Annotated in this window: 10 protein-coding genes; 6 read left to right on the top strand and 4 right to left on the bottom strand. The window is 58.4% G+C overall.

The window, feature by feature from the left end; genetic code table 11:
* Nucleotides 1–4: 4 nt before the first annotated feature.
* From folK to AAY24_RS18365, 6 genes are all read left to right on the top strand, one after another.
* A complete protein-coding gene (gene folK / locus AAY24_RS02325; protein WP_046858313.1) occupies nucleotides 5–508 on the top strand; it encodes a 2-amino-4-hydroxy-6-hydroxymethyldihydropteridine diphosphokinase in 504 nt (167 codons plus the stop codon).
* Nucleotides 501–1,160: a deoxynucleoside kinase gene (locus AAY24_RS02330; protein WP_046858314.1), complete on the top strand. Its 660-nt coding sequence runs from the start codon at nucleotides 501–503 to the stop codon at nucleotides 1,158–1,160. Before folK ends, AAY24_RS02330 begins: the two co-directional genes overlap by 8 nt.
* 73 nt (nucleotides 1,161–1,233) lie before the next feature.
* Entirely contained in the window at nucleotides 1,234–2,031 is a 798-nt protein-coding gene (gene panB, locus AAY24_RS02335) for a 3-methyl-2-oxobutanoate hydroxymethyltransferase (protein ID WP_046858315.1), read from the top strand.
* On the top strand, nucleotides 2,028–2,879 hold the full coding sequence (gene panC / locus AAY24_RS02340) for a pantoate--beta-alanine ligase (protein ID WP_046858316.1): 852 nt from the start codon (nucleotides 2,028–2,030) through the stop codon (nucleotides 2,877–2,879). The genes panB and panC overlap by 4 nt, the downstream gene beginning before the upstream one ends.
* Nucleotides 2,880–3,008: 129 nt before the next feature.
* Nucleotides 3,009–4,742 (top strand): mechanosensitive ion channel family protein, encoded by a 1,734-nt coding sequence (locus tag AAY24_RS02345; RefSeq protein WP_046858317.1) that lies wholly within the window; start codon nucleotides 3,009–3,011, stop codon nucleotides 4,740–4,742.
* Nucleotides 4,743–4,756: 14 nt separating this feature from the next.
* Nucleotides 4,757–5,797, top strand: coding sequence for an SPOR domain-containing protein (locus tag AAY24_RS18365; protein WP_199930467.1), 1,041 nt, complete (start codon nucleotides 4,757–4,759; stop codon nucleotides 5,795–5,797).
* Between the two features lie 34 nt (nucleotides 5,798–5,831).
* Here the strand turns inward: AAY24_RS18365 and AAY24_RS02355 are convergent, their stop codons facing one another.
* The 4 genes from AAY24_RS02355 to AAY24_RS02370 form a co-directional block, all read right to left on the bottom strand.
* Nucleotides 5,832–7,289 (bottom strand): NAD-dependent succinate-semialdehyde dehydrogenase, encoded by a 1,458-nt coding sequence (locus AAY24_RS02355; RefSeq protein WP_046858318.1) that lies wholly within the window; start codon nucleotides 7,287–7,289, stop codon nucleotides 5,832–5,834.
* Nucleotides 7,290–7,398: 109 nt separating this feature from the next.
* Complete coding sequence (locus tag AAY24_RS02360) at nucleotides 7,399–8,868, bottom strand: glycogen synthase (protein ID WP_046858319.1); 1,470 nt, start codon at nucleotides 8,866–8,868, stop codon at nucleotides 7,399–7,401.
* 281 nt (nucleotides 8,869–9,149) lie between these two features.
* Nucleotides 9,150–10,082: an arginase family protein gene (locus tag AAY24_RS02365; protein WP_046858320.1), complete on the bottom strand. Its 933-nt coding sequence runs from the start codon at nucleotides 10,080–10,082 to the stop codon at nucleotides 9,150–9,152.
* A gap of 57 nt (nucleotides 10,083–10,139) precedes the next feature.
* Nucleotides 10,140–11,936, bottom strand: coding sequence for a hypothetical protein (locus AAY24_RS02370; protein ID WP_046858321.1), 1,797 nt, complete (start codon nucleotides 11,934–11,936; stop codon nucleotides 10,140–10,142).
* Between the last annotated feature and the right edge of the window lie 468 nt (nucleotides 11,937–12,404).

Consider the following 12,404-nt stretch of genomic DNA (forward strand, 5'->3'; position numbering starts at 1 on the left):
TGCGATGCAGACAGCCGGGGACGAAACGGTGATCACCGTCTACATCGGTCTGGGCAGCAATCTGGCCGAACCGGCGATGCAGGTCCGGCGGGCTTGCGAGGCGCTCGGACAGTTGCCGGAGAGCCGCCTGCTGGCCTGTTCCAGTCTCTACAGCAGCCCGCCCATGGGTCCGCCTGATCAGCCGGACTATATCAACGCGGTGGCAGCCCTTGAGACCACCCTGTCCCCCCACGACCTGCTGGCTGAACTCCAGGCGATTGAGCAGGCCCAGGGGCGTGTCCGGGAAAGACGCTGGGGCGCCCGTACACTGGATCTGGATCTGTTGCTCTACGGTGACCGACAGATTGATGATCAACAACTCACCGTACCCCACGTCGGTCTGCCGGAGCGGGCATTCGTCCTTTACCCGCTGCAGGAGATCGCTCCCACGCTGGTGATACCGGGGCAGGGACCACTGGCTGATCTGGTGACCAGGTGCCCGGAGAATGGCCTGCAGCGCTATGAGTGAATTTGATCCGACCCCGCCCGGTTATATCGTCGTGGAGGGTCCAGTAGGCGTGGGTAAAACCAGCCTGGTGAAGCGGCTGGCGCAAAGCTTTTCCGCCCACAGTCTGCTGGAGGAGGCGGAACAGAATCCGTTTCTGGAGCGTTTTTACCGGGACGGTCGGCAGGCCGCCTTTCCCACCCAGCTGTTTTTCCTTTTTCAGCGCAGTCGGCAACTGGCGGAGTTGCGCCAGAAGGATCTGTTTCAGCGTACCCTGGTGGCGGATTATATGTTGGAAAAGGATCGGCTGTTTGCCAAAATCAACCTGGATGAGCATGAACTGGATCTGTACGAGCAGGTCTACCAGCGGCTCTCCATGGAGGCGCCGGTGCCGGACCTGGTGGTCTATCTGCAGGCGCCGGTTGACGTACTGCTGGGGCGCATTCAGAAACGGGGACGCTATCAGGAACGCACTATTGAAGCCGATTATCTGCAACGATTGAGCAGTGCCTACACCGATTTCTTCTACCATTACGAGAAATCGCCCCTGCTGATCGTCAACGCCAGCGAGATCAATCCCATCGACCGGGAGAGTGACTATCAACTGTTGCTGGAACGGATCTGTGAAGTAGAGAATGGAAAACATTATTTCAATCCGACACCACTCCTGATGTAATATTGCGCCGCACAATGCGGCCTATTCGATTCCGGCTAAATTTAGTGGAAAGTGAAAGAACGGGGAAAAAACCATGTCCCATGTGACAACCGCGACACTGATACAGATGAAGCAACAGCATGAAAAGATTGCTGTTTTAACCAGTTATGACGCCAGCTTCACCAGCCTGGTGGAGGATGCCGGGGTGGAGGTGATCCTGGTGGGCGATTCACTCGGGATGGTGGTCCAGGGACAGGAGAGCACGCTGCCGGTGGATGTGGATGACATCGTCTACCACACCCAGTGCGTGGCGCGCGGCCGTCGCAACGCCCTGTTGATTGCCGATATGCCGTTCATGAGTTACAGCTCCGCCGAACAGGCGCTGGGGACCGCCGGTCGACTGATGAAAGATGGCGGCGCTCATATGGTCAAGCTGGAGGGGGGCGCCACCCAGCTGGAGACCGTGGGTCAGCTCACCGCCAACGGAATTCCGGTCTGCGCCCACCTGGGCTTACTGCCCCAGTCGGTACATAAGCTGGGGGGCTATCGGGTGCAGGGCCGGGATGACGAATCGGCCCGCATTATGAAAGAGGATGCCCTGTCCCTGGAGGCGGCGGGCGCCCAGATGCTGGTGCTGGAGTGTGTGCCCAGCGGCCTGGCCCGGGAGATCAGTGAATCACTGGAGATCCCGGTAATTGGTATCGGCGCCGGACCGGATTGTGACGGGCAGGTGCTGGTTCTGTATGACATGCTGGGAATCACTCCGCGTCAGCCGCCCCGTTTTGTAAAGAATTTTATGCCGGGTGCCAACTCCATCGCCGAGGCCCTTGAGCACTATGTGAAGGCGGTCAAAGAGGGCAGCTTCCCGGATGCGGAGCACAGTTTTAAATGATTACTGTTGAAACTGTCGCTGACCTGCGCCATACCGTCGCCAAGTGGCATAGGGCGGGCGAGCGGGTGGTGCTGGTTCCTACCATGGGTAATCTGCATGAAGGTCATCTGGACCTGGTGCGGGAAGCGCGCGCCCTGGGGGACCGGGTAGTGGTCTCAATTTTTGTCAATCCGCTCCAGTTTGGTGCGGGCGAGGATTTTGCCTCTTACCCGCGCACGCTGTTTGACGATTCCGACAAACTGAGCGCGGTGGAGACAGACCTGCTGTTCACTCCCCAGGTGGAGGAGATGTATCCCCGGTCCCAGCAGGAGCAGACCCGGGTCGAAGTGCCGGGGCTGTCCGATCTCTACTGTGGCACTTCCCGCCCCGGTCACTTTGTGGGGGTGGCAACAGTCGTCTGCAAACTGTTCAATATGGTCCAGCCGGATCTGGCCCTGTTCGGTGAAAAGGATTATCAGCAACTGCTGGTGATTCGACGCATGGTGGAGGATCTCTCTCTGCCGGTGGAGATCCATGGACTCCCCACCGTACGCGAGGTGGACGGTTTGGCCCGCAGTTCCAGAAACGGTTATCTGAGCGAAGCTGAGCGCTCCATCGCTCCATCCCTCTACCGGCAGCTGCAACAGACAGCGGAAGCGATAAAGCAGGGTCAGCGTGACTATGCGGCACTTGAAAGTGCAGCGATGAGCCAGCTTGAGTCGGAAGGCTTCACACCAGATTACTACGCCATCTGTCGTGCCGCCGATCTGGCGCAGCCGGAACCCGAGGACCGGGAGCTGGTGATTCTGGCGGCAGCCTACCTGGGCAAGGCACGACTGATCGATAATATTCAGCTGAATCTGGAGTAACGGCTCGGTACAGGTCAGGATAGATCCCCACCACAGTAGCCGGGCGCCTGTCGCTTTAGACACTGTCAGCCCGGGCAGGTAGACTTGCCCGCAATTATCGCTACCCGGAATAGAAGGAGCCAGTAAATCATGTGGCGTCTGTTGTTACCGATCTTATTGCTGTTATCCGGACTCTCCCTGCCGATCCATAGCCAGGAGGCGGTCACAGGGGGGGAGACGCCCCCCGCCAAGGCGGAACCACCGGAGACGCTCATATCCCCCCGCGCCACCATGGAGACCTTTCTCCATGCCATGAATGACATCAAACGGGGCGATCCGGAGCGCATCGATGATGCGGTAACCGCACTGGACCTGACCGATGTCAGCCCGCTGGTACGCCGGGAACGGGGACGCGATCTGGCCTGGATGCTGCTGGAGGTGATGGACCGCACCCGGTTGATTGATACCCAGCGCATCCCGGCCAGAACAACCGGCAAACCCTACCTGTTTTCCAGTTATAAGAACGGCAACGTCCAGATTAGCCGCATGGAAGATGGGCGCTGGCTGTTCGATCGTGAGACTATCGGTCGGTTGCCGTCGATACTGGATGAACTCTCAACGACCAAGCGCATTAAAGGGGATGAGGGTACGGAATACCTGCCCTGGCATCTGCGCCTGAGACAACAGATACCGGAGCGCTTCAAGCAGAAATACTTCCTGCTGGAGAACTGGCAGTGGGTCGGAATCTTCATCATCATCCTGGTGGGGGTGGTGGCCGATAAACTGGTCTCCCTGGTGCTGCGCCTGCTGGTGCGTCGCTGGAAAAGCCGGATCGGCAGCAACGAGTTCCAGGACCTGTCCGACGAGATTCTAAGACCGTTCGGCATGATGGTGATGGCGGTTATCTGGTGGATCGGAATTAACCTGCTGGGACTGGACGAGGCATCCCTGCTGGTGCTGCTGGTGGCGGTCAAGTTTCTTGCCAGCATGTCTGGTGTCTGGGCCGCCTATCGGCTGGTGGATATCGTTTCGGTCTACCTGCTGCGGCGAGCCCTCTCCACAGAAAGCAAGCTGGATGACGCCCTGGTGCCGCTCATTCCACGCACCCTGAAAATATTCGTGACGGTTATCGGTTTTGTCTTTATCGCCGATAACGTCAACGTGGACATTTCCAGTCTGCTGGCCGGTCTTGGACTGGGCGGTCTGGCCTTCGCCTTGGCGGCGAAGGATATGGTGCAGAACCTGTTCGGATCCGTAACCGTACTGATGGACCGAACATTCACGGTGGGCGACTGGATTATTGTCGATAAGGTAGAGGGTTCGGTGGAACGGATCGGCTTCCGCAGTACCCGTATCCGTACTTTCTATAACTCGCTGGTTACCGTGCCAAACTCCAAGTTCATTACGGCTAATGTGGATAACATGGGCGAACGGCGCTACCGTCGGCTCTCCTGCAAGCTTTCCCTCACCTATGACACGCCGCCAGATCGGATCGAGGCCTTCTGCGAAGGGGTGCGGGAGCTGGTCCGACAGCACCCCTATATGCGCAAAGACTACTACCAGGTCTACCTCAATGAGTTCGCTGCCTCGTCGCTGGACGTGTTGCTGTATGTATTCTGGGAGACACCGGAATGGAATACCGAGCTGCGGGAGCGGCACCGCTTCCTGCTGGATATTCTGCGCCTGGCCAAGCGACTGGGGGTGGAGTTCGCCTTCCCGACCCAGACCCTGTACATGCGTTCGGAAGATATGCCTGAACATTCCGCCGAGACACTGGAGCAGCAGCAGGCCCAAGATCTGGGTCGCCAGGAGGCCCTGGCGGTGGTGAAGGAGTCCACCGGGCTCGGCGTGAAACCCCCGCCGGTAACATTCCCACCCGCCTGATGAATTCAACCGCGTTGTACAAGCTTCTGTTGGCAGCCTGTCTGCTCTGGGGAGAGACGGGCATGGCGGCCATCGATCCGGTACAGGCCGGTTATCGTGCCTACCAGCAGGAACAGTGGCGTGATGCCTATGAATACTGGGCGCCGGAGGCGGACCGGGGCAACGCCGCGGCGCAGTTTTATCTCAGCCGGCTGTTTCAGGATGGTCTGGGGGTGGAGCCCAGTCCGGTAACGGCACTGACGCTGCTGATCATGGCTGCCGAAGGCGGACACGGGGCGGCAGCCTACCGGTTGGGTAATCTGTACCACACCGGTGAGCTGATCGAAGGTGACCGGGAGCGGGCGCTCTACTGGTGGCGCCAGGCAGCGGAGCAGGGTGATGAGTCGGCCCAGTTACGGCTGGCAGCCCTTTACTATCTTGGCTGGATGGTGGAGCGGGATCTGCAGCAGGCCCGGGAGTGGTATGGACGTGCTGCCGGGAGCGGATCTCAACGTGCCGCGCTGATGCTGGATCGGCTGGCGACCATGAAATCCCCCCGTTTTGATAAATCGGTGGATCTGGTTCAGGTTGGGGAGAGTCGGGCGATTGCCCTGTTGCCAGAGCCGGCGAAGCGCGCTGCTGATGCCGGATCGAGCCGGGTAGCCGCGGTAGCATCGGGCCAAAGTCTGCGACTGCAGGGGGAGTCTGTCACCGCGGCCGATGCCGCACTGGCGGGAGCGGCAGCAACGCTGGGGGCCTCCATTGCCGATACGGCTGTTGTCGACGATCAGAATGATCTGAACTGGATCGTCGCCCAACCCGAAGAGAATTTTACCCTGCAACTTTTCAGCAGCGACAAGCGGGACAGCGCTGAGCGCTTGGCGCGGACGTTGAAGAGTCCCTGGCGTGTCACTATCCTGCCATTTGACCGGTTCGGCTACCGCTGGTTCGGCGTGCTGGCCGGCAGTTTCGACACCCTGGAGCAGGCGAAACAGGCCAAACAGCAGCTACTGGCCGATAACCCCATCGAAACCCCCTGGGTCAGACGCTTCCGCCACCTTCTGCCCGAGGAGTGATCTTGACACGGGCAGACGTCTCTGACGCTCTGGTTTAGGCCTGGTCCAGCCCGCCCATGCAGAGATATTTCATTTCAATGAACTCATCCAGGCCGTAACGGGACCCTTCACGCCCGATACCGGACTCCTTCACGCCGCCGAACGGTGCCACCGCGGTGGAGATAATGCCTTCATTAATGCCGACCATGCCGGTCTCCAGTGCCTCTGCCACCCGCCACACCCGGCCGATGTCCCGGGCATAGAAATAGGCGGCCAGACCGAATGGGGTGTCATTGGCCAGGTCGATCGCTTCCTGTTCCGTTTTGAATCGGAACAGGGGGGCAACCGGGCCGAAGGTCTCCTCGCAGGCAATCCGCATATCCGCTGTCACATCGGCCAGGATGGTTGGTTGATAGAAGGTGCCGCCCAGTTCATGCAGCTGTCCGCCGGTCATCAGTCGGGCGCCCTTGGCCACCGCATCGTCCACGTGCTGCTGCACTTTGTCCACGGCGGCCTGGTTGATCAGCGGGCCCTGCTGGGAATCACTGGTAAGGGCAGGGCCGACCTGCAGGGCGGCCACCGCTTTGGCGAGCTTCTCCGCGAACTCGTCATAGACCTTCTCCTGCACCAGGAAACGGTTAGTACAGACGCAGGTCTGGCCACTGTTGCGGTATTTGGAGGCCAGCGCACCGGCCACCGCAGCGTCGATATCCGCGTCATCAAACACCAGGAAGGGGGCATTGCCGCCCAGTTCAAGGGAGATTTTCTTCACCGTACTGGCGCACTGGCCCATGAGCAGCTTGCCGACAGCGGTGGAGCCGGTGAACGAGAGCTTGCGCACCAGGGGATTGCCGGTCAGCTCCCCACCCACCGTGACTGCGTCATCAGTCGGCAGCACGTTGAATACACCGGGGGGGATGCCGGCTTCGTCGGCCAGGGCCGCCAAGGCCAGGGCAGAGAGAGGTGTATCGGGTGCCGGTTTGATCACCACGGTACAACCGGCCGCCATGGCGGGGGCGCACTTGCGGGTGATCATGGCATTGGGAAAATTCCAGGGAGTGATGGCGGCCACCACGCCGATGGGTTGCTTGATCACGACGAAGCGTCTGTCGGGTGCCGGTGCGGGTATCACGTCACCGTACACCCGCTTCGCCTCCTCAGCGAACCACTCGATGAAGCTGGCGCCGTAAACGATTTCGCCACGACTCTCCGCCAACGGCTTGCCCTGTTCCAGGCTGAGCAGCTGGGCCAGCTCTTCCTGATTGGCCATGATCAGCTCATACCAGCGGCGCAACAGGTTACTGCGCTCCTGGGCGGTGTATTTGCGCCAACTGCGAAAGGCGATTTCCGCCTGTTCGATAGCCCGCCGTGTCTCGGCGGCGCCCAATGAGGGAACCTGGGTGATCTCGCTGTTGTCAGCCGGGTTGGTCACTGCAAAGGTTCGGCCGTTATCGGCGGATATCCACTCGCCGTTGATATAGGCCCGGTTTTTCAGAAGTGCGTTACTGTTCATCTGGTGTTGCCGCCCTGCGTCTGCTCATGCTTAGCTTATCCGAGAGTATTTCATGATGACGCCATTCCAGATGGCGATCAACAAGCGGATTGTGGGAAAAGCCTCCCTGTCAGTGTACGGGGGTGGTCGCCGGATTATCTATTGCGGATTGATAGCACTGCAGGTAGGCGGTCAGGGAGTCGCGAACCTGGAAGTTCTGTTCCATCCCCTGCACCGCCAGCTTTTCCCACCAGATCGGTGGTTTTGCGTACAGTTTACTGGCCCGCATGACCGCGTCGGTCAGTTCTCCGACCGTGGCATCCGCATAGAGAAAACCGTTGGCGGTTCCGTGCAGCAGGTTGGCGGGAGTGGCATCTGTTACCGCTTCGTCGATTGATGCGGTGGCGTGGGCAATGGGAACCGTCCCGTAGCCGAGGGCACATTGTGCCTGCTGTGCCGACGGGTAGTAGGGTGCGGGCAGTAACAGACAATCGCTGCCGGCGAGCATTCGGTGCCAGCCCCCTGAGTCGTCCAGGGTATGTACACTGAGTCGGGGGAAACGTTCCACATTATCCAGCAGTGGCTGGAGGAGCGGGTCTGCTCCCCGGCCCGCCGCCAGTATGTGGACCGGAGTATCAGGGGCGAGGCTCTCCAGCAATCCCAGGATCTGTTCGGAGTCCGCACCGTTGTGGTCTGTTGCAAGGAAACTGATCAGCAGATCACGATCCTCCAGTTGCAACCCCAGTTCCCCCAGCAGACGCTGCCTGTTGAGCTTTTTTAACTCGAACGACGAACTGTCGTAGTGCTGTTCCAGGTGCGGATCGGTGGTGGGACTCCAGCGTTGGTAGTCGATGCTGGATGGAATGCTGGCCAGTCGGTCGGCACGTTCTTTCAGCAGGGGGGCCAGTGGATGGGCATCCGGATTCAGCAGTAGTTCGTGACGATAGCCGTCGCTGGGTAGCAGCAGTTCATCCGCCGTCAGGATTGCCCCTTTTTCAAAAGAGAACTGTCCGCCCATCTCCAGGGCACCCGATTTCAGCAACTCCACCGGTAGCGAGAGCGCCTTGATATGTTCATTCTGGCAATAGTGGTGGTTCGCCTCATGCATGGAGTAGATGGTCGCCGGGCGGCTCCATTCCCCGGCAAGCAGGGAGATGGCCAACGCACTCTGCCAGCCGGCACAGTGCAATAGGTCCGGTTGCCAGTTGATGCCCGCCTGATTGATCGCCACCAGGGCCACGATTCGACTGAAGAGCCCGCAGTGGACCGCGTCGGAGAGTACCTGGTCGCCCGATTGGCCCGGATTACCGGGAATATCCACCAGATAGAGTATCCCGTTCTGCTCGGTCTGACCGCGCAGAATGCGGGCTTCCCGGTGCGTGCCCGGCAGACGGACGCGGGAGACTTGGATATGGTCGTTGGTACGGGCCAGCATCGGCGTGTAGGCCGGTACAATCAGACGTACATCATGCCCTGATTCACTCAGTGCCCGGGGCAGTGTGGCAATGAATTCCGCAGTCTCGCTACAGCCGTGCAGTTCCGGGATTACGCCGGATGCGAATAGGACTCTTTGGGGTGGGAGTGACAGATCTCTGTTCATGGAAACTGGTATAGCGTTTTGCTTCCCGGTCGCTGAATAGCGATCACTTGTTATGGTGATTGCGCCTTTCGATTATGTGAGATCCCTGGCCGCACTTCTACCGGGCGTTAGCGGAGCACGCAATCCAAAAGGCACCGTACTGTTTTTATCCCTGTTCGACGGAGACGGCCATGAAAACAGCTGACCGGACCGAAGGTTGGTGACATTCCCGAATTGATCACTGCCTTCCTGGCACTGTGGGGCCAGTATATACATAATTCAGGAACCAAGCGAGTTTTACCCTAAGCATCCAGCAGGCCGCGAATGGTCTGTAACCAGCCGCGGGCTATATTGGCCCGGTTATAGCCACCACCACCCAATGCCAACAGGCGTCCGTCACAGCAGATCCGGGCGTATTCTGCCAACCGTCTGGCTGTTTGATAGTGAACCTGGTCAGACAGTTTCAGGTGGGTGATGGGATCACCAGCGAGGCAGTCCGCACCACACTGCAGGATAATGAATTCAGGTTGGATCCGATCCAGAAAACGGGAAATCGCCGGCCAGTGCTGGAAAAACTCCCGGTCCTGCGCGCCGGGGGGCAGGGGTATGTTCAGTTTTGTCCCCCGGGCTGGCCCGGTGCCCCGTTCGTTGCTGTCGCCGGTGCCGGGGAACAGGTGGCGACCATCCTCATGCAGGTCAATGAAGAACAGATCGGGATCCTCTTCAAAGGCGTAGTAGACGCCATCCCCGTGGTGGGCATCGATATCGACATAGAGGATCCGCTTTATCCCGTGCCGCTGGCGCAGCGCCTCGATGGCGATTGCACAGTCGTTGAATACACAGAATCCTGCTGAAGAGCCACGGCTGGCGTGGTGCAGACCGGCAATGGGTACAAACGCCTGGGTGGTGTTACCCGCTACGATTTCAGCGGCTCCGTCCAGCACACTGCCCACCACGACCAGTGCGGCTTCAAATATACCCGGGAATACCGGTGTATCCGCATCCAACATGCCTGCCCCCTGGCTGGACAGCTGTCTGACCCGTTCCACATATTCGGTGGTGTGGAATAACCGGGCATCATCCGCGCTGCCCTGAACCGGCGTACGGATAGTGCACTGTTCCGGCAGCGTCGATTGCTGAAAGGCGTGCCAGAAAGTGTCAAATCGGTCGGAACCCAGCGGATGGTCGTTGCCAAAGCCATAGCGCGCAAGACTCTTACCGGCATAGATGAACATGGTCGCTCCTTACGGCTGCCAGTGCCAGCTTGTGGTGATCAGATAATTTTAGCTTTATCAGGAGAGCAGGCGGCGGATCCAGGAGGCTTTTTTCGTCCGGGGGTTTGACTTGCCTGAATGGTTCTGGAGTAATGCCGGCCGCTTGATCATGTTCTTCAGGCACTGATTGCAGATTTCATTATACAGTGTGCGTGACTCTTTCAGTAACGCTTCCCTGTCACGAACAAAGTAGTCACTGGCGCTGGCGTTGAAGGCATCCACAATGTCCTGAAAACCGGCAAAGGTTTCGGCAATGACGAACTGGGCTGATTCATTGTTGAGGAACACCAGCTCGTCAATCATCTCCCGTAACGACTTCTCCTTCTGTTTTTCATGATCCATCAGACCCTGCAGTTTAATCTTCAGTATTTCGCTGAACTGTTTGAAATGGCTGGTTTTTTCATCATCCGGGACAAGCATGGTGCGGTCCACCACTACCTTGAGCTGGGCAATATTCTGGATCAGATGGTAGGTGGTGAGTTTGGAGATCAGGCCACGCATCCGCTCCAGCTCCAGCTTCTGTTTGTCGGCGAGCCGCTCCCGGCTGTGGGCCAGCAGGGTTTCATTGGAAAAGAGGATTGAATAGATCTTGATCCAATTGGCCAGTTGGGTCGGACTCAGCGCGGTGGAGATGCTGAGGGCGGATCGCTCCAGTTCGGCAAACGGCTTTTCAGCCGCATTCTGCTTCTGTTTGCGGGAGAGTTCGAACACCCCTTTCAGACAGACCAGTTTTTCCAGGGCGATCCTGATCTTGGTTTCGTGTTCCTCGGACAACTGATTGGCGTTGGGAGCAATCTGCTTCAGAAACTCGTTGGTGAAAGCCAGTTCACTTTCGATCATCCGGTGTCGCAGACGCATCTGCTCTTCTGCACAGAGATACTCGTCAATGAAAGTGGCGGACAGTCTGTGCAGAATGGCCGGCTCGTCGCTGTTGATCTGTACCAGCAGGTCATTGAGTATCTTGCGCGCCTTGGGGGAGAGGGTCTGGGGCGATCTGTACTGCAGAACGGATGAGATCCGGCCGGCCGTGCTGCGATAGGTATCTTCCGGTAGCAGTGAATGCTTCTTGATATATTTGAGCAGATTCAGCAATGCCAGGTGGAGCGACACCTGTGTGGCCAGGTCCGGTTCAATGCCGGTCGTACGGTACGTTCGGAACAGGTCAGACTCGATCGGTTCCGGTCCGCTCTCGGGTTGATCGGGCTGGCCATATTCCGGTCCCAGCATGAGCTGAATGACCTTCATCAGGAACGGTTTCACCGAGAGGTATTTGTAGTTGTTTCGCAGCCGTTCATGTAGCTGGTTGAATTGACTGTTCAACAGGTCCGCATTTTTTAGCGGAAAATTGCTGTAGGGTTGCAGCAGAGCGGAGATTATCCGACGACCTTTTTCGATCCGGACCAGGGCATTTTTATACTCTGCAACCAGATCGTCGGTCAGTTTTTTGCTGTCGCTGTGCTGTGGATTTTGTCGAATGGCGGTAAGGAAATCATCGGGCATTTTGGAGGCCAGGTAGACATCGGCCACCTCTGATCCGAATTTCTTTCTGAGCTGTTTGGCGATCTCAAAATAGTTGGCCTGGATGACCCGCTCGCTGCTGCTGTTGAGCTGCTCCTCCAGCTCATCGATCAGCGCCGCCGTAAGCTGCTCCTGTTTGACCTGTGATGTGGCCAGTCGCCCACTGGCCCGCAATCGCCGATAGGTGGTCATGTGGTCAGGTGCATTCCTGATCTGATCCACCAGACGAATCAGGCCCAGTATGTCCCGTTGATCATACTTCTCCAGTAGGGCCGTTTGCTGCGCCGATAATTCCATCGCTCAGGAATCCCAGTTAACTTTAATAATATGGCCGGGTGTATGCACGGCCCATGCTGCGCTTGCAGTGAGTACCGATCATGCCGCTCAAGCGCCTGTTCAGGCTATTGGTGCGCGGGTACCTCCTTACTGTATACAGAAGATAGTCAGCGAACGGCAATTTTGGCGTTGGAATTGCTGCGCTGGTTCTCAAATAATCGCTGCTCGGAACGACAGGCTGGCGACCGATTGAGCGGTTCTGCCGTCCGTAGGGGAGGGACTGCAGCAGGGGAGAGTATGGCCCGTTTCCTTGGCCCGTTGCAATCAGCCCGTTCCGTCAGCCCGTTCCGTCAGCACTCAGTGGACTGGGAGCCTGGCGGATGGGGTATGTTTTCTCCTACCCGGGCTGGTGGGCAGTGGCAGCTCGGGCTGTTCGCGTCGCGGGTATAAGCATCATAGAAACAGGGGGTTAGATAATCGGCGTGTTGT

The sequence above is a fragment of the Sedimenticola thiotaurini genome, from assembly GCF_001007875.1.
GTDB classification, from domain to species: Bacteria; Pseudomonadota; Gammaproteobacteria; order Chromatiales; family Chromatiaceae; genus Sedimenticola; species Sedimenticola thiotaurini.